Source organism: Janthinobacterium foliorum, from assembly GCF_978021625.1.
Genome location: NZ_CDXDQE010000001.1, coordinates 221,486 through 238,552, shown reverse-complemented (window position 1 = coordinate 238,552; position 17,067 = coordinate 221,486). Strand labels below are relative to the sequence as shown.

At 61.1% G+C, this 17,067-nt stretch carries 16 protein-coding genes; 10 read left to right on the top strand and 6 right to left on the bottom strand.

Going from position 1 to position 17,067, the window contains the following annotated elements:
- Positions 1-81: 81 nt before the first annotated feature.
- Complete coding sequence (locus ACZ92H_RS01125) at positions 82-744, bottom strand: TetR/AcrR family transcriptional regulator (protein WP_465048301.1); 663 nt, start codon at positions 742-744, stop codon at positions 82-84.
- A 301-nt stretch (positions 745-1,045) separates the two neighbouring features.
- On the opposite strand from ACZ92H_RS01125, the gene ACZ92H_RS01120 reads away from it, so the two are divergent.
- Together ACZ92H_RS01120 and ACZ92H_RS01115 are read left to right on the top strand one after the other, a co-directional pair.
- Positions 1,046-2,167: a M14 family metallopeptidase gene (locus ACZ92H_RS01120; protein ID WP_465048302.1), complete on the top strand. Its 1,122-nt coding sequence runs from the start codon at positions 1,046-1,048 to the stop codon at positions 2,165-2,167.
- Positions 2,168-2,179: 12 nt separating this feature from the next.
- Entirely contained in the window at positions 2,180-2,644 is a 465-nt protein-coding gene (locus tag ACZ92H_RS01115; protein WP_131372504.1) for a CYTH domain-containing protein, read from the top strand.
- A gap of 180 nt (positions 2,645-2,824) precedes the next feature.
- On the opposite strand, the gene ACZ92H_RS01110 is transcribed toward ACZ92H_RS01115, so the two are convergent.
- The 5 genes from ACZ92H_RS01110 to ACZ92H_RS01090 all read right to left on the bottom strand — a co-directional run bounded on the left by ACZ92H_RS01110 (position 2,825) and on the right by ACZ92H_RS01090 (position 9,779).
- On the bottom strand, positions 2,825-4,078 hold the full coding sequence (locus ACZ92H_RS01110; RefSeq protein ID WP_465048303.1) for a DUF2863 family protein: 1,254 nt from the start codon (positions 4,076-4,078) through the stop codon (positions 2,825-2,827).
- Between the two features lie 213 nt (positions 4,079-4,291).
- A complete protein-coding gene (gene acnA / locus ACZ92H_RS01105; protein WP_131372508.1) occupies positions 4,292-7,012 on the bottom strand; it encodes an aconitate hydratase AcnA in 2,721 nt (906 codons plus the stop codon).
- Between the two features lie 88 nt (positions 7,013-7,100).
- A complete protein-coding gene (locus tag ACZ92H_RS01100; RefSeq protein WP_131372510.1) occupies positions 7,101-7,664 on the bottom strand; it encodes a hypothetical protein in 564 nt (187 codons plus the stop codon).
- Positions 7,665-7,677: 13 nt separating this feature from the next.
- Positions 7,678-8,676, bottom strand: coding sequence for an HpcH/HpaI aldolase/citrate lyase family protein (locus ACZ92H_RS01095; RefSeq protein WP_131372512.1), 999 nt, complete (start codon positions 8,674-8,676; stop codon positions 7,678-7,680).
- A 113-nt stretch (positions 8,677-8,789) separates the two neighbouring features.
- Entirely contained in the window at positions 8,790-9,779 is a 990-nt protein-coding gene (locus ACZ92H_RS01090) for a malate dehydrogenase (RefSeq protein WP_034752084.1), read from the bottom strand.
- A gap of 305 nt (positions 9,780-10,084) precedes the next feature.
- On the opposite strand from ACZ92H_RS01090, the gene ACZ92H_RS01085 reads away from it, so the two are divergent.
- From ACZ92H_RS01085 to ACZ92H_RS01050, 8 genes are all read left to right on the top strand, one after another.
- Positions 10,085-10,981 carry a GntR family transcriptional regulator gene (locus ACZ92H_RS01085; RefSeq protein WP_465048304.1) on the top strand — a complete coding sequence of 299 codons (897 nt, stop codon included), beginning with the start codon at positions 10,085-10,087 and terminating at the stop codon, positions 10,979-10,981.
- Between the two features lie 305 nt (positions 10,982-11,286).
- Positions 11,287-11,709 (top strand): succinate dehydrogenase, cytochrome b556 subunit, encoded by a 423-nt coding sequence (gene sdhC, locus ACZ92H_RS01080; RefSeq protein WP_131372515.1) that lies wholly within the window; start codon positions 11,287-11,289, stop codon positions 11,707-11,709.
- Positions 11,709-12,074 carry a succinate dehydrogenase, hydrophobic membrane anchor protein gene (gene sdhD, locus ACZ92H_RS01075; RefSeq protein WP_046685731.1) on the top strand — a complete coding sequence of 122 codons (366 nt, stop codon included), beginning with the start codon at positions 11,709-11,711 and terminating at the stop codon, positions 12,072-12,074. The genes sdhC and sdhD overlap by 1 nt, the downstream gene beginning before the upstream one ends.
- Before the next feature lie 2 nt (positions 12,075-12,076).
- Complete coding sequence (gene sdhA / locus ACZ92H_RS01070) at positions 12,077-13,858, top strand: succinate dehydrogenase flavoprotein subunit (RefSeq protein WP_131372517.1); 1,782 nt, start codon at positions 12,077-12,079, stop codon at positions 13,856-13,858.
- A 10-nt stretch (positions 13,859-13,868) separates the two neighbouring features.
- The gene (locus tag ACZ92H_RS01065; RefSeq protein WP_102293620.1) at positions 13,869-14,579 is read left to right on the top strand and encodes a succinate dehydrogenase iron-sulfur subunit; all 711 of its coding nucleotides are present in this window, start codon (positions 13,869-13,871) and stop codon (positions 14,577-14,579) included.
- 117 nt (positions 14,580-14,696) lie between these two features.
- Positions 14,697-14,978 (top strand): FAD assembly factor SdhE, encoded by a 282-nt coding sequence (locus ACZ92H_RS01060; protein WP_034752073.1) that lies wholly within the window; start codon positions 14,697-14,699, stop codon positions 14,976-14,978.
- 122 nt (positions 14,979-15,100) lie between these two features.
- On the top strand, positions 15,101-16,405 hold the full coding sequence (gltA, locus tag ACZ92H_RS01055; protein ID WP_092795232.1) for a citrate synthase: 1,305 nt from the start codon (positions 15,101-15,103) through the stop codon (positions 16,403-16,405).
- Positions 16,406-16,559: 154 nt separating this feature from the next.
- Positions 16,560-16,904, top strand: a complete 345-nt coding sequence (locus ACZ92H_RS01050; protein WP_465048307.1) for a winged helix-turn-helix transcriptional regulator — start codon at positions 16,560-16,562, stop codon at positions 16,902-16,904.
- Positions 16,905-17,067 lie beyond the last annotated feature (163 nt).

Genomic DNA, 17,067 nt, shown 5'->3' with positions numbered 1-17,067 from the left:
GCCGGCCGCGCTGCATCAGTACAGGCGGTATCGCTCCACGCTCCGCTTTTCTGACGGGTGCGGTTTGTGCTGGATCAAACGTCAGGAAGTGGCGGCAAAACGCATGCGGATGCCCGCCGTGACGACGGCCAGCAAGTCGTCGATGTGCTGCTGCATTTCCAGGTGCGGCGTCCAGGGATCGCCCGCATCCATGACGATGCGCAGCGATACCAGGCCGTGCAGCGATTGCCAGAAAATCTGCGTCATGGCATGCAGGGCCGCTTCGTCCTGGCGCACCTGTCCCGCCTGCGCCAGCTCCTGGAACAGGTGCAGGGCATAGGCGTAGGGATCCTGCTCGATATTGCCGTGCTCGACTTCGACGGCGTCGATCTCCGCGTGCGGACGCAGTTCCATGAAGATCAGCGAATACTCGTCGGGATGCTGGAAGCCGTACTCGATGTAGGCGCGCCCGACCAGGTTGATGCGTTCCCATGGCTGCTCGCTGCCGGCGCAGGCATCGCGCATGGCGCGTACCAGTTCCAGCAAGTCCTTGTCCATGGCCTGGGCGATCAGGGTGGCCTTGTCGCGGAACAGGGCGTACACGACGGTGGTGGAAAATCCGGCCGCTTCGGCCACCTTGCGGATGGAAACGGCGCGCGCGCCACCCTTCTTGATGAGATCCTTGACGACGTCGATGATGTGCTCGCGCCGCGCCTGAGCCTCGCGTAACTTTCTTTCCTGAATATTAGTTAACTTCTTGTCCACGACTCTTTCCTGGCGACTCTATGAAAGAAAGAATTATAGGGCGGCAGTGCGTTGCCAATGTGTCTGGCATTGTTACAAATCAGATTTTTGTCCGGTAGATGCGACAGCTGGCCGATTTTTCGCGCTTTTGCCCGGCGCTTTGCCATCGATGCCCCTGATTGGTGCAGGAATTGGCCTCTCAGGCTTTGCGAACGGGGCCAAAGGGCGGAAAATAGCGGGATAGCTTACACTGCGTTTTTTAGCGCGACGGTGCCGGCCCACGAGGCAGCGCCGGAACACTTACTTTGGACGGGATCATTACATGACCATTAAAATCAGCCAGAATTTCGACTCGGGCGCCATCGACGTGGTGAGCGCCAGCAGCGTTGGCGCCATCGACCTGAACCTGCGCAAGGATAGCCACGCCGACATCCACCAGTGGTTCCACTTCCGCCTGCAGGGCGCGCGCGGCCAGGCATGCACGATGCGTTTCCTGAATGCAGGCCAGGCCACCTATCCGGCCGGCTATGAAGACTACCAGGCCGTGGCCAGCTACGACAGCGAGAACTGGTTCCGCGTGCCGACGTCGTTCGATGGCCAGGTCATGACGATTTCGCACACGCCGGAACTCGACAGCGTGTACTACGCCTATTTCGAGCCGTATTCCTGGGAACGCCACCTGCGCCTGCTGGGCGAAGTGGCCGAGCATCCGCTGGCGCGCGTGTCCGACCTGGGCAGCACCGTCGATGGCCGCGACATGAACATGGTTACCATCGGCAATCCGCAGGCGGAAAAGAAAATCTGGGTCATCGCGCGCCAGCATCCGGGCGAATCGATGGCCGAATGGTTCGTCGAAGGCCTCATCGATTCCCTGCTGGACGATGCCAACCCGATCGCGCGCAAGCTGCTGCAGCGCGCCGTGTTCCACATCGTGCCGAACATGAATCCGGACGGCTCCGTCCGCGGCAACCTGCGCACGAACGCGGCCGGCGCCAACCTGAACCGCGAATGGATGACGCCATCGCTGGAGTCCAGCCCGGAAGTGCTGTGCGTGAAAAACAAGATCCACGAAACGGGCGTCGACATGTTCTTCGACATCCACGGCGACGAAGCACTGCCGTACAACTTTGTGGCCGGCAATGAAATGCTGGAAAACTTCACGCCGGCGCAAGCGGCGCACCAGAAGGCTTTCATCGAGCGCTACAAGCAGGCCAGCCCGGACTTCCAGGACAAGTTCGGTTATGCGGCCAGCAAGTACAAGTCGGACATGCTGACCCTGGCCTCGAAATACATCGGCCACCACTTCGGCTGCCTGGCCCTGACCCTGGAAATGCCGTTCAAGGAAAACGCGGACTTGCCGGATCCGGCCGTCGGCTGGAACGGCGCGCGCAGCGCGGCCCTGGGCGCGGCCATGCTGCAGCCTATCCTGCTGTCGCTGGACTGAACGGCGTTGTTCATGGGTATCGAGATCGAGCGTAAATTCCTGCTGGCCAGCGATGCCTGGCGGACCCTGGGGCAGCCGGTGCTGCTGCGCCAGGGTTACCTGTCGTCGGCGCGCGAGCGCGTGGTGCGCGTGCGCATCGAAGGCGGACAGGCGATGCTGACCATCAAGGGCGCCAATGTGGGCGCGTCGCGCGGCGAGTGGGAGTATCCGATCCCGCTGGCGGACGCCACCGAACTGCTCGACGGCCTGTGCGAGCAGCCGCTGATCGAAAAGTACCGCCACCGCATCGAGCATGCGGGCATGGTATGGGAAGTCGACGAGTTCCTCGGCGCCAATGCCGGCCTGGTGGTGGCCGAGATCGAACTGGCGTCGGAAGACCAGCCATTCGAGAAGCCGGACTGGATTGGCGCGGAAGTGTCGGGCGATGCGCGCTACTACAACGCGAATCTGATCCGCCACCCGTTTTCACAGTGGTGACGAGGCGTCAAAAAGCTTGTTGAAATGAAAAAGGCGGAACTGCGGTTCCGCCTTTTTTTGCATCAGGGGTGTTGTCGGATTACGCCGTACCGGCTAATCCGACCTACGGTCCTTACCCGTACCGTAGCAGCGTAGGTCGGATTAGCGCGCAGCGCGTAATCCGACAACACCGTTACAGCATCAATGGAAATGCTCAGTACCCTGTGGCGTATCCTCGGGCATTTCCGCATGCGCCAGCTCTCCAACGGGGTCGGCAAACAGGGGGGCGCCGCAGTCGTCGCAATACTCGCCGACAAAGCGTTCCGCGTGGCGCTTGATCTGCGTCACGCCGGCGGCGTTCAGGTGCTCGATGATTTCATCGACAGGCGTCTTCTGCTTGTCCAGCGCGGCGATGCCGACCTGGATCAGGCCTTCGATCGGCGTGCCATCCTCGTCTTCCTGGCCGTACAAAGGCCAGACGATGCCGTAGATCACTTCCGGCGCCTGGCGCAGGGTGAAGGCGATGCGGTATTCATCCACCTGGCCATCGGCCGTTTCCTCGCCGAAGCCGGCGATCACGGCGCGCAGTTCCGATGGCTCGATGGCCAGCGTATGCGTCAGGTAATGCACGGCGGCGCGCACGGAGACAGGGCGGATCAGCTTGTCCGCTTCGCGGCAAGCCACGTAGTACGCTTCCGGCAGCAGCAGTTCCAGGCCGCAGCCGGGCAGCAGGCGGGCGATGGTCGGCGTCGCCTGCGTGCGCCATTGCTCCAGGGCGGCGCTGCGCTCGGCGATGAAGTCGAGCTGGCTGGCTGGCGTCTGCCAGCGGAACAGGGGGGCGCCGGCGGGCGCCACCACGGCCACCAGCAGGTAGCGCGTGTCGGCCAGGAAGGGCGCCGTCTCCGCTTCTTTGCTGGACGGCTTGACGGCCGTGCCCTTCAGCGCGGCCTGCGCCAGCTTCTGCGTCTTGGCGTAGGTTTCGACATGGCTGCGCGGCAACTGGTCGATCGAGTACAGGGTCGGCGCCATGGCCATCTTCGTGCCGTCGGCCAGCAAATGGGCGGCGAAGTGCGCCGACAAGACGCCGTGCGCGTCGCCGGCCATGGGGCCGGAGGCGATGGAAAAGCGCGTCCACGCGAGGATGGGCACGGCGACCAGCAGGGCGTCATAGCGCACGTCTTCATGCGTGATGACGGTCGATTCGCTGACGGCTTCAACGCAGTCCATCAGCACGTCGTAGGCGTTCAAGTCTTCCTTGAACAGGCTGCCCAGGGTGTTGTCGATGGTGTCCTGGTGGCCGGTTTTGAGTAATTTCTGGAGCTGCGTATCCAGGCTGTGTTCCCAGGACCGCTCTTCGAGACGGCTGGCTGCCTGTACGATCGCCTGGGCAAAGGTGACCAGGCGCTGGCTGTCGGCAGTCAGTTTATGGGATGAATCTTTGGAAGGACGACGCATAGCGGGATAAGAGTCTCGGAAAGTGGAAAAAATGGATCAGTCAAACAATGATAAACCCTTATAACCGTATTGTAGAGGATTCGGCCACACGCAATACGTAAGCTGGCTGTAGATCATGCCGATTGCCGCAATTTCAAGTAAAAACGGCTGGCAGGGACGAAAAAAAACGCCGGTCGAAACCGGCGCTTTTACTTTACATCACGGCTGGGACGATTACTCGGCCAGCAGTTGACGCAGCACGAATGGCAGAATGCCGCCATGCTTGTAGTAATCGACTTCGATTGGCGTATCGATGCGCAACAGGACTTTGACTTCCTGGCTGCTGCCGTCGGCGCGGTGGATCACCAGGGTAGCCAGTTGCTGTGGCTTGATTTCGCCTTCCAGGCCTTTCAGGTCGAAGGTTTCCTTGCCCGTGATGCCCAGGGTCTGCACGCTGTCGTCGCCGATGAATTGCAGCGGCAGCACGCCCATGCCCACCAGGTTCGAGCGGTGGATGCGTTCGAACGAACGGGTGATGACGGCTTTCACGCCCAGCAGCTGCGTGCCTTTTGCCGCCCAGTCGCGCGACGAGCCCGTGCCGTACTCTTCGCCGCCGAAGACCATGGTTGGCGTGCCTTCGGCCACATACTTCATGGCTGCGTCGTAGATCGACATTTCTTCGCCGGAAGGCTGGTGGATCGTGATGCCGCCTTCGACCGCCGAACCGTCTGCCTTGGCAGGGATCATGCGGTTCTTGATGCGCACGTTGGCGAACGTGCCGCGCATCATGATTTCATGGTTGCCGCGACGCGAGCCGTAGGAGTTGAAGTCCGCTTTCAGGACGCCGTTTTCCTTCAGCCATTTGCCTGCAGGACCGTTTTCCTGGATCGAGCCGGCTGGCGAGATGTGGTCGGTGGTGATGGAATCGCCGAACACGCCCAGGGCGCGCGCGCCTTCGATGCCGGTGGCCACTGCCGCTGGCGTCATCGAGAAGTTGTCGAAGAACGGTGGTTCCGCGATGTAGGTCGATTTCGGCCAGTTGTAGACTTGACCGGAGACGGTGGTGACTTTTTCCCACAGCTTGCCTGGCGCGCCCTTGACGTCCGCGTAGTTATCCTTGAACACCTTGGCGTTCATGGCGAACTTCATCATGGCCGACACTTCAGCCGAGCTTGGCCAGATGTCGCCCAAGTAGATGTCCTTGCCGCCCTTGCCCTTGCCAACTGGCTCGGTCATCAGGTCGCGCGTCATGTTGCCGGCGATGGCGTAGGCGACGACCAGCGGTGGCGAAGCCAGGAAGTTCGAACGGATGTTCGGGTGGATGCGCGCCTCGAAGTTGCGATTGCCCGACAGCACGGCCGACGCGACGATGTCGTGCGTGGCGATGGCGGCGTTCAGTTCCGGCGTCAGGTCGCCGGCATTGCCGATGCAGGTGGTGCAGCCGTAGGCGGTCACGCCGAAGCCCAGTTTTTCCAGGTACGGCAGCAGGCCGGCGGCCGTCAGGTACTCGGTCACGACGCGCGAGCCAGGGGCCAGCGAAGTCTTGATGTGCGGTGCCACTTTCAGGCCCGCTTCCACGGCTTTCTTGGCCAGCAGGCCGGCGGCCAGCATCACGCTCGGGTTCGAGGTGTTGGTGCACGAGGTGATCGCGGCGATCAGCACGTCGCCGTTCGACACTTTCACGCCGTTCGTCGTTTCATACACGGCAGCCAGGTCGGCCGGGTTCTTGTTGAAGCCGTTTTCCGTGGTTGGCTTGGCGAACAGTTCGGCGAAGTTGGCCTTGACGTTGCCGATTTCGATGCGGTCTTGCGGGCGTTTCGGGCCGGCCAGCGACGGAGCGACGGACGCCAGGTTCAGTTCCACCACGCGGGTGTAGTCGATGTCGCCGGCTTTTGGCACGCCGAACAGGTTTTGCGCCTTGAAGTAGCCTTCGAACGCGGCGATTTCAGCCTTGCTGCGGCCGGTGCCCTTGAAGTAATCGATGGTCGCTTCGTCGACGGGGAAGAAGCCCATGGTCGCGCCGTATTCCGGTGCCATGTTGGCGATCGTCGCGCGGTCCGTCAGGGTCAGGGACTCGGTGCCTTCGCCGAAGAATTCGACGAACTTGCCGACGACTTTTTCCTTGCGCAGCAATTCGGTGATGGTCAGGACCAGGTCGGTGGCGGTGCAGCCTTCGCGCAGCGCGCCCGACAGGTTGACGCCGATGACGTCAGGCGTCAGGAAGTAGACTGGCTGGCCCAGCATGCCGGCTTCCGCCTCGATGCCGCCCACGCCCCAGCCGACCACGCCGATGCCGTTGATCATGGTGGTATGCGAGTCGGTGCCGACCAGGGTGTCAGGGTAGTACACGTCGCCGGCTTTCTTGCCAGCGTGGTGCACGCCGCGCGCCAGGTATTCCAGGTTGACCTGGTGGACGATGCCGAAGCCAGGCGGCACGACGCCGAAGGTGTCGAATGCCTGCATGCCCCACTTCATGAACTGGTAGCGCTCGTTGTTGCGCGAGAATTCCAGCTTCATGTTCAGGTCCAGGGCTTTCTTTTCGCGGTAGTGATCGATGGTCACCGAGTGGTCGACCACCAGGTCGACCGGTACCAGCGGTTCGATCTTCTTGGCGTTGATGCCCATCTTGGCGGCCACGTTGCGCATGGCGGCCAGGTCGGCCAGCAGCGGTACGCCGGTGAAGTCCTGCAGCACGACGCGCGCCACTACGAACGGGATCTCGTCGGTGCGCTCGGCGGTCGGGCCCCAGCTCGCCAATTGCTTGACGTGTTCTTCGGTGACTTTCTTGCCGTCGCAGTTGCGCAATACCGATTCGAGCACGATGCGAATCGACACTGGCAGGCGGGAGACATTGATGCCCAGGCTTTTTTCCAGTGCAGGCAGGGAATACAGCTTGCCCTTCTTGCTGTCCGAAATATTAAAGTCCTTGAGCGTGTTCAGAGTGTTGCGGGACATGACCTCTCCTTGTTGGGTATCGTCTATTTATTGATTATTCAAAGTACAAAACATGGTCGGGACCCCGAAGGGGCCCTTGCTACGCACATCAGCCGCCGGCGGCTGGCAGCACGCCCAGCGATGGCGGGGCGTCCACCAGTGCCGCCGGCTTGGCTTGCTCCGCATCCTTGCATTCATTGGCCAGCTGGCGGCCCTGCTTGGAATCGAGCAGCATGCCCTTGGCCGGGATGCCGATCCAGACGAGGCCATACAGGCGGTTCTCGAAGCGGTTGGCGCCGGTGGTGGTGCCAACGCGGCTCAGGCGATGCAGGCGCTTCTTCCAGCGCAGGGCGATGTGTTTGTCGTCAGTCGCATTGGTGTAGATGGTAATTTTATTGCCAAGTTCGCAATTGAAATCCGTCGACGCCGAGCCTGCGGTATCCGGTTCGTCTGCTTCTTCCTTGTCGACAACGGACATGGCCAGTGGATGCGCTTCCTTGGCGGCCGCCTTGGCCTTGGTGGTCTTGGCTTTCGGCTTGGCCTTGGCCGTCTTGACCGCCTTGGCGTTTGCCGCGTCCTTGCTGTCCGTGGCGGCGAAGCTGGCCGGTGCCAGTGTCAGGGTCAGGGCGCCCAGCGCGACGCTGCAGGCAATTGCTAATTTGGAGATGGACATCGTGTAATTCCTGTCAGTTTTCAGTGGTGCTGGAAGAGGGGGGATTCAATAATGCAGCGGCCGCCTCGGGCAGGCCCAGGCCCGCCAGTTTGGCGCGTTGCAAAACGGTCCAATAATATCGGTAGCTGGCGCGGTCGTGCAAGCGGCCATTTTGGGCGATGGGGCCCCAGTTGGCGCGCAGCGCCTCATTCAGGATATTGCTGGCCTCATTGACCTCGGACAGGCGCGGCGTGAAGGCCTTGATGATGGGCTTGATCTGGTCCGGGTGGATGCTCCACATGCGCGTGTAGCCGAACTCGGCTGTCGCGCGCTGGGCATCGTTGGCCACCACGGCCGAATCGCGCACGTCGGTCGTCACGTTATGCGACGGCACCTTGCCGTGCGCATGGCAGGCGGCCGCCACTTCCAGCTTGGCGCGCACCACCAGCGGATGCGTGAACTGGCCCGGCGTGCGCATGGCGGCGGCGGGGATGGCGCCGTAATGGGCGGAAACGAAATCCATGATGCCGAAGGACAGGCATTCGACCTGCGGCAGGGCGGCGATAGCGTAGGCGTCGCGCAGCGCGCCGTGCGTTTCGATCAGGATGTGCACGGGCAGGTTGTCGCGGCCGGCGCGGCGCGCGTGCAGGTTGATCAGGTCGATGGCCAGCATGGCATCCTGCACGCCGCCCACCTTGGGCACGGCGATGTAGGCCAGGCGGTCGGCGGCGGCGCAGATGATTTCCACGTCGCGCGTGAAAAACGGGCTGTCGACGTCGTGCACGCGCACGCCGATGCGGTTGAACTGGTTGTCGTCGCTGGCCAGCAGGCCGGCGATCATGTGGGCGTGGGCTTCTTCATTGCCGGCGCTGGCGCCGTCTTCGCAGTCGAACGTGATGTCGAACAGGGGGCCAAGCTCTTGTTGCAAAGCAATCGATTTACGCATCAGCTTTTCAGAGCCGGCGTAGTGGTCGCAAGCGGCGAGCAACAGCGGCTGGCGTTTGCCTTGGAATAAAACCTCGGAAGGGTGCATGCTTAAGGCATTTCTGCAGGTAAAAACTACTTGATAAAACAGCCGCGCCGCGACGTGCGCGGAGCGGCCTGCATGGCGGGCGGCGCTCAGGCCGCGCCGCCACTGGACTGGTATTAAGCCAGCAGGTGTTTCACGCCTTCGCGCTCTTCGGTCAGTTCTTTCAGGGTCAGGTTGATGCGCTCTTGCGAGAATGCATCGATTTCCAGGCCTTGAACGATGGTGTATTCGCCGTTGTCGGTGGTGACAGGGAAGCCGAAGACGGTGCCTTCAGGGATGCCATACGAGCCATCCGAAGGAACGCCCATGGTGGTCCACTTGCCGGCCGTGCCCAGCATCCAGTCATGGATGTGGTCGATGGCGGCGTTCGCTGCCGACGCCGCCGACGACAGGCCGCGCGCTTCGATGATGGCCGCGCCGCGCTTGCCGACGGTCGGCAGGAACACGTTGGCGTTCCATTCCTGGTCGTTGATCAGGTCCTTGACGGCCTTGCCGTTCACGGTGGCGAAGCGGTAGTCGGCGTACATGGTTGGCGAGTGGTTGCCCCAGACGGTCAGCTTCTCGATGTCTTTCACGGCGGTGCCGGTCTTGGCAGCCACTTGCGACAGGGCGCGGTTGTGGTCCAGGCGCAGCATGGCGGTGAAGTTTTTCGCTGGCAGCGATGGCGCCGATTTCATGGCGATGTAGGCGTTGGTGTTGGCCGGGTTGCCGACCACCAGAACTTTCACGTTGCGCGAAGCGACGGCGTCGAGCGCCTTGCCTTGCACCGTGAAGATCTGCGCGTTCGCTTCCAGCAGGTCCTTGCGTTCCATGCCCGGGCCGCGTGGACGCGCGCCCACCAGGACGGCCACGTCGACATCCTTGAATGCGGTCAGCGGATCGGAGTGGGCCGTCATTTCCGTCAGCAGCGGGAAGGCGCAGTCGTCGATTTCCATCATCACGCCCTTGAGCGCCTTCTGGGCTTTTTCGTCCGGGATTTCAAGCAGTTGCAAGATGACAGGCTGGTCTTTGCCGAGCATGTCGCCATTGGCGATGCGGAACAACAGGGCGTAGCCGATCTGGCCGGCGGCGCCGGTCACTGCAACACGCATTGGGGTTTTAGCCATGATGAATCTCCAAAAATGGGAAAGAAAACGGGCTTGAAGCTGGGCTTACGCTTATCCGGAAAAACTATAATGATACCAAAACCGGCCCGCGCCACCGAATTGCTGGTGTACGCTGCCGCGACGTTTGTGCTGCACGAGGCCAGAGTGGCTGGCCGACAACATAAAACGCTGGCTCACAAGTTTTATCGAGGGCAGTTTAGGCCTCTGATCTGCATCTGTCAATCATATCTTATGTCTTATATAAGACAGATAACTACGTGTGTTTTACTGGACGCGGACAGTGATTTGTGTTGAAATGTCGGACTATGAATTCCGCCTCGTCCAATCTGACCAACAATGCCACTGCTGCAAGCGGGGCGGTCAGTCCGACCGCGGGCACCCCGGCCACCCCTGCCGCCGCCGCGGCCAGCACTGCCGCCGCGCCAGCCGCTGGCGGCAATACCACTGTGGCAGGCAGCACGCCCGCCGCGCCGGTCGTCAATGCCTCGCCCACCTTCAGTCCCCTGTACCAGCAGATCAAGGCGCTCATCACGCAGAGCCTGCAGTCGGGCGAATGGAAGCCGGGCGAACTGATTCCCAGCGAAGTCGAGCTGGCGGGCCGCTTCAAGGTCAGCCAGGGCACGGTGCGCAAGGCCATCGATGAACTGGCCGCCGAGAACCTCGTCATGCGCCGCCAGGGCAAGGGCACTTTCGTGTCCACCCACCATGAGGCGCGCGCGCATTTCCGCTTCCTGCGCCTGGTGCCGGACGAAGGCGTGCCGCACTACCCGGAAAGCAAATTCATCGAGGTCAAGCGCGTGCGCGCGCCGGCCGACGTGGCGCGCCTGATGGACCTGAAGTCCGGCGACGCCGTCATCTTCATCAAGCGCGTGCAGTATTTCGACGGCATCCCCACCATCGTCGAAGAGCTGTGGCTGCCCGGCCTGATCTTCAAGGGCCTGACGGCCGAGCGCCTGGTGGAATACAAGGGGCCGATGTATGGCCTGTTTGAAACGGAATTTGGCACGCGCATGATCCGCGCCTCCGAGCAGATCCGCGCCGTGTGCGCCGACGCCGGCGCCGCGCAATTGTTAAATATCGACCTCGGCACGCCCTTGCTCAGTTCCGAGCGCGTGTCGTTTACCTACGGCGACAAGCCGGTCGAACTGCGCCGGGGCTTGTACCTGACCAGTCGTCATCATTATCAGAATGAACTCAGCTGAAGCTGCGGGGCGCCCGCGGGTGTCCGAACAAGCGGCAAGGCGGAAGTGCATCGTTTGAAAATGTCCGCCGCAAGGCGGGCATGGAGACAACAGAGCGCGCAGGTAAAGCATGGCCGGCCCCCGGCGGGCCGTGTTTTGCCGGCGATTCTGTAATTAAATTACGTGAACTACGGAAAGTAGCGCGGTATTTTGTAGTAAAAAACCATTTTGGTTATATGTAACAATAGATATTGGTATGGGTTGCGAAAATCGGCGAAAATCGCGGCTTCAATATTTAGTTGAAATTCAAAGGGGAGGTTTTTGTTATGTCTGAAGCCGTAAGAGAAGTACCAAAAAAAGAACGGCCGCAATTCCGTAACATCCATGTTACCGAATTGTCGAACTACCGCATGGCGATCGGCGCCATCGTCTCGATCCTGCATCGTATCAGCGGCATCATCATTTTCGCCCTGCTGCCGTGCATCCTGTACATGCTGGAACTGAGCCTGCGTTCCGAAATGTCCTACGCCTACTTCCAGGGCATCGCCTCGCACTGGTTCGTCAAGCTGATCACGCTGGCTCTGGTCTGGGCCTTCCTGCACCACTTCTGCGCCGGTATCCGCCACCTGTTCATGGACGTGCACGTCGCCGCCGAGAAAGAACCCGCGCGCAATACGGCCAAGTTCGTGCTGGTGATCAGCCTGGTACTGACCGCTCTGGTCGCTTTGAAACTGTTTGGAGTATTTTAATGGCAAACAATAACATCGGACCGAAACGCCTCGTCGTCGGCGCCCATTACGGCTTGCGCGACTGGCTGGCGCAGCGCGTCACCGCCCTCGTCATGGTGGCCTACGTCGCCATCCTGCTGATCGCCTTCCTGACCGGCAGCAACTTCAGCTATGAAGGCTGGGCAGGATTGTTTGCGCAGCAATGGTTCAAATTAATCAGCCTGGTGACGTTTGTCGCCCTGTTCTACCACGCATGGGTCGGCGTACGCAATATCTGGATGGACTACGTGAAAAGCGTTGGCCTCCGCCTGACCCTGCAAATTGCCACCATGCTGTGGTTGATCGCTTGTGCCGGCTGGACGGTACAGATACTCTGGAGTGTGTAATCGTGGCAGCATATAAATCTGCAATCCCTACCCGCCGCTTTGATGCGGTGATCGTTGGCGCCGGCGGTTCCGGCATGCGCGCGTCGTTGCAGCTGGCTGAAGCCGGCCTGAACGTCGCAGTCCTCTCGAAAGTTTTCCCGACCCGCTCGCACACCGTGGCGGCGCAGGGCGGTATCGGCGCGTCGCTCGGCAACATGGCCGAAGACAACTGGTTCTGGCACATGTTCGACACCGTCAAGGGTGGCGACTATCTGGGCGACCAGGATGCCATCGAATTCATGTGCCGCGAAGCACCGAAGGTCGTGTACGAACTGGAACACTTCGGCATGCCGTTCGACCGCAACCCTGACGGCACCATCTATCAGCGTCCATTCGGCGGCCACACGGCCCACTTCGGCGAAAAGCCGGTGCAGCGCGCTTGCGCGGCAGCCGACCGTACCGGCCACGCCCTGCTGCACACCCTGTACCAGCGCAACGTGCGCGCCCGCACGCACTTCTTCGTCGAATGGATGGCACTCGACCTGATCCGTGACGCCGAAGGCGACGTGATCGGTGTTGTCGCGCTGGAAATGGAAACCGGCGAATGCATGATCCTGGAAGCAAAAACGACGGTCATGGCAACGGGCGGCGCAGGCCGCATCTTCGCCGCGTCGACGAATGCGTTCATCAATACCGGCGACGGCATGGGCATGGCGGCGCGCGCCGGCCTGCCGCTGCAGGACATGGAATTCTGGCAGTTCCACCCGACCGGCGTGGCCGGCGCGGGTGTCTTGATCACCGAAGGCGTGCGCGGCGAAGGCGGCATCCTGATCAATAGCGAAGGCGAGCGCTTCATGGAGCGCTATGCGCCGACCCTGAAGGATCTGGCGCCGCGCGACTTCGTCTCGCGTTCGATGGACCAGGAAATCAAGGAAGGCCGCGGCTGCGGTCCGAACAAGGACCACGTGATGCTGGACCTGCGCCATATCGGTGCCGATACCATCGCCAAGCGCCTGCCGTCGATCCTGGAAATCGGCCACAAGTTCGCCAACGTCGACGCCACCAAGGAACCGATTCCTGTCGTGCCGACGATTCACTACCAGATGGGCGGCATCCCGACGAACATCCACGGCCAGGTCGTCACCCCGACCGGTCCGGACAATTCGGCCAAGGTTGTCAACGGCCTGTACGCGATCGGCGAATGCGCCTGCGTCTCGGTGCACGGCGCCAACCGCCTGGGCACGAACTCGCTGCTGGACCTGGTGGTCTTCGGCCGCGCGGCCGGCAACCACATCGTCAACAGCGGCCTGAAAGCCAAGGAAAACAAGCCTTTGCCAGCCGATGCAGCCGACTTTGCCATGGGCCGCCTGCAGCGCCTGGAAAACTCGACCGGCACGGAAACCGTGCAGGGCGTGGCAAACGACATCCGCGCCACGATGCAGAAGTACTGTGGCGTGTTCCGTACCGACGACATGCTGAACAAGGGCGTCGAGGAAATCATGAAGCTGGACGAGCGCCGCAAGCACGTCTCGTTCAAGGACAAGTCGATGGTCTTCAACACGGCCCGCGTGGAAGCGCTGGAGCTGGACAATCTGATCGAAACCGCCAAGGCGACGATCGTCTCGGCAGCTGCCCGCAAGGAATCGCGCGGCGCCCACGCCCAGGACGATCACCCGCAACGCGACGACGACAACTGGATGAAGCACACGCTGTGGTACTCGGAAGGCAACCGCCTGGAATACAAGCCAGTCGTGACCAAACCGCTGACGGTCGACACCTTCAAGCCAAAACCACGTACTTTCTAAAGGTCAGAACATGGCACGCACTCTCAAATTTAAAATCTACCGCTACGATCCTGACCAGGATGCCAAGCCTTACATGCAAGACCTGACGGTCGAACTGAAGGACACCGACAAGATGCTGCTCGACGCACTGCAGCGCATCAAGTCGGACGTCGATGACTCGCTGGCCCTGCGCCGCTCGTGCCGCGAAGGCGTGTGCGGTTCGGACGCGATGAACATCAACGGCAAGAATGGCCTGGCATGCACCACCAACCTGAACGAGCTGTCCGAGCCTATCGTGCTGCGCCCGTTGCCAGGCTTGCCAGTCATCCGCGACCTGATCGTCGACATGACGCAATTCTTCAAGCAGTACGATTCGATCAAGCCGTTCCTGATCAACGACTCGATCCCGCCTGAAAAAGAACGCCTGCAGACGCCGGAACAGCGCGAAGAACTCGATGGCCTGTACGAGTGCATCCTGTGCGCATGCTGCTCCACGTCGTGCCCGTCGTTCTGGTGGAATCCGGACAAATTCGTCGGTCCTGCCGGCCTGCTGCAAGCCTACCGTTTCATCGCCGATTCGCGCGACGAAGCCACCGGCGCGCGTCTGGACAACCTGGAAGATCCGTACCGTCTGTTCCGCTGCCACTCGATCATGAACTGTGTCGACGTTTGCCCGAAAGGGTTGAACCCGAACAAGGCGATTGGCAAGATCAAGGAATTGATGGTCCGCCGCGCGATCTGATCCGTCAAATCGCGTCCGCCGGGCGCCGTTTCCGGGAAGGGAGTATGCTCCCTTCCTGCCGGGCGGCGCCTGCAAAGCAGCACCGTGCCGCAAGGCACACGTAAAGTGGTAAACCAAATGACAGAATCAATTTTGTCCTCGCATCAGGCCGACCCGGCCAACCGCGCCCGCCTGCGCTGGCGTTCACGCCGTGGCCTGCTGGAAAACGACATTATCCTGACCCGTTTTCTCGATGCGTATGAAACCGAATTGACCGATGAAGAAGTTGACGCGCTGACGCGTTTGCTGGATTTGTCGGACAATGCGTTAATGGATCTGGTACTGGCCCGTAAAGAGCCGGAAGGCGAAGTCGATCTGCCGCATGTGCGCGCACTGCTGCAACGACTGCGCATTGCCTAGACGCCTGGGCGATATATTGCAAACGGTGCGAGTGGCGCGCTGTAGCACTGCCGAATTGCGGTGCGAATTGCAGCCAGAATTTTTGATTTTAATTTCGACTCACTCCCGAGAAGGAAGAGCCCATGAATATCTCTGACACAAAAGCTACCCTGTCGTTCTCCGATGGCAGCCCATCGCTTGAATTTCCAATCTACAAAGGCACGGTTGGCCCGGACGTCATCGACATCCGCAAACTGTACGCCGGTAGCGGCAAGTTCACCTACGACCCAGGCTTTATGTCGACCGCCTCGTGCAATTCGTCGATCACCTACATCGATGGCGACAAGGGCGAACTGCTGTACCGCGGTTACCCGATCGAACAGTTGGCCGTCAACGCCGACTTCATGGAATCGTGCTACCTGCTGCTGAACGGCGAACTGCCGAACGCGGCACAGAAAGCCAAGTTCGTCGACACCGTGACCAAGCACACGATGGTGCACGAGCAGATGCAATTCTTCTTCCGTGGCTTCCGCCGCGACGCGCATCCGATGTCGATCCTGGTCGGCACCGTCGGCGCGCTGGCGTCGTTCTACCATGATTCGCTGGACATCAACGACCCGCGTCACCGCGAAGTGTCGGCCATCCGCCTGATCGCCAAGATGCCGACCCTGGTCGCCATGACCTACAAGTACTCGATCGGCCAGCCGTTCACGTACCCGCGCAACGACCTGTCGTACAGCGCCAACTTCATGCACATGATGTTCGCCAACCCGTGCGAAGACTACAAGGTCAACGACGTGCTGGTGCGCGCCCTGGACCGCATCCTGATCCTGCACGCGGACCACGAGCAGAACGCTTCGACGTCGACCGTCCGCCTGGCCGGCTCGTCGGGCGCCAACCCGTTCGCCTGTATCGCTGCCGGCATCGCCTGCCTGTGGGGCCCTGCCCACGGCGGCGCCAACGAAGCGGCACTGAACATGCTGAAGGAAATCGGCACCGTCGAGAACATCCCTGCCTTCATCGAGCAAGTCAAGGACAAGAACTCCGGCGTCAAGCTGATGGGCTTTGGCCACCGCGTGTACAAGAACTTCGATCCGCGCGCCAAGCTGATGCGTGAAACCTGCTACGAAGTGCTGAACGAACTGGGCCTGCAAGACGACCCATTGTTCAAGCTGGCGATGGAACTGGAAAAGATTGCACTGAACGACGAATACTTCGTTTCGCGCAAACTGTACCCGAACGTCGACTTCTACTCGGGCATCGTGCAATCGGCGCTGGGCATCCCCGTGTCGCTGTTCACCGGTATCTTCGCCATGGCCCGCACCATCGGCTGGATCGCCCAGTGGAACGAAATGATCGCCGACCCTGAGCAAAAAATCGGCCGTCCACGCCAGCTGTTCGTCGGTTCGACGACCCGCGAAGTACTGCCACTGGACAAGCGCGCTTAAGTTACGGTGCATTGTTCCTGCCGGGCCTTGCCGCCCGGCGCGCAAAAGCGAGCCCGCGGGCTCGCTTTTTTTATGCGCCGCTTCACTGGCCGTGGCAACGCCAGGCTGCCGGACTGGTATGCTCGGGGCCTGGTTAACCAAGAAGCAGAACGTGATGAACGAAGAAACATGCGCGCCCAGCGGCGTGGCCCTGGGCGAGACGGGATTCGGCTATACGCTGTCGCTGATCGGCGGCAAGTACAAGATGCTGATCCTGTATGCGCTGGCGGAAAACAAGGTGCTGCGGCATAACGAACTCAAGCGCCATCTCGATGGCATCGCCTTCAAGACCCTCAGCGTGGTGCTGAAGGAGCTGGAAGCCGATGCGCTGATCATCCGCAAGGAATACCCGCAAGTCCCGCCCAAGGTGGAATATTTCCTCTCCAGCAAGGGCGCCTCGCTGATCCCCGTCTTGAATACCCTGTGCGAATGGGGCGAGCAGCACCAGCGGGCCGGCTAGCGGCACGCAAGGGCTGGTCCATGCGGCCTTCTTTGGCTCTATAGCTTACTTTTCCTACTGTATGGGTAGTAAATGTGCGTACTTGTGAAAAGTACTCGCCGGGGCTATGCTGTTTTTGCCCCTGCCGGCGCGACAGCGCCCTGGGGCAGGGTACCGGCTTGCC

Bases quoted from the DNA above. Each gene is read 5' to 3' on its own strand.
- ACZ92H_RS01065 (WP_102293620.1), top strand. From the start codon at position 13,869: ATGGCACGCACTCTCAAATTTAAAATCTACCGCTACGATCCTGACCAG.
- ACZ92H_RS01100 (WP_131372510.1), bottom strand. From the start codon at position 7,664: ATGTCCATCTCCAAATTAGCAATTGCCTGCAGCGTCGCGCTGGGCGCC.
- ACZ92H_RS01090 (WP_034752084.1), bottom strand. From the start codon at position 9,779: ATGGCTAAAACCCCAATGCGTGTTGCAGTGACCGGCGCCGCCGGCCAG.
- ACZ92H_RS01120 (WP_465048302.1), top strand. From the start codon at position 1,046: ATGACCATTAAAATCAGCCAGAATTTCGACTCGGGCGCCATCGACGTG.
- ACZ92H_RS01110 (WP_465048303.1), bottom strand. From the start codon at position 4,078: ATGCGTCGTCCTTCCAAAGATTCATCCCATAAACTGACTGCCGACAGC.
- ACZ92H_RS01060 (WP_034752073.1), top strand. From the start codon at position 14,697: ATGACAGAATCAATTTTGTCCTCGCATCAGGCCGACCCGGCCAACCGC.
- ACZ92H_RS01115 (WP_131372504.1), top strand. From the start codon at position 2,180: ATGGGTATCGAGATCGAGCGTAAATTCCTGCTGGCCAGCGATGCCTGG.
- ACZ92H_RS01095 (WP_131372512.1), bottom strand. From the start codon at position 8,676: ATGCACCCTTCCGAGGTTTTATTCCAAGGCAAACGCCAGCCGCTGTTG.
- acnA (WP_131372508.1), bottom strand. From the start codon at position 7,012: ATGTCCCGCAACACTCTGAACACGCTCAAGGACTTTAATATTTCGGAC.
- sdhD (WP_046685731.1), top strand. From the start codon at position 11,709: ATGGCAAACAATAACATCGGACCGAAACGCCTCGTCGTCGGCGCCCAT.
- sdhC (WP_131372515.1), top strand. From the start codon at position 11,287: ATGTCTGAAGCCGTAAGAGAAGTACCAAAAAAAGAACGGCCGCAATTC.
- ACZ92H_RS01050 (WP_465048307.1), top strand. From the start codon at position 16,560: ATGAACGAAGAAACATGCGCGCCCAGCGGCGTGGCCCTGGGCGAGACG.
- ACZ92H_RS01085 (WP_465048304.1), top strand. From the start codon at position 10,085: ATGAATTCCGCCTCGTCCAATCTGACCAACAATGCCACTGCTGCAAGC.
- gltA (WP_092795232.1), top strand. From the start codon at position 15,101: ATGAATATCTCTGACACAAAAGCTACCCTGTCGTTCTCCGATGGCAGC.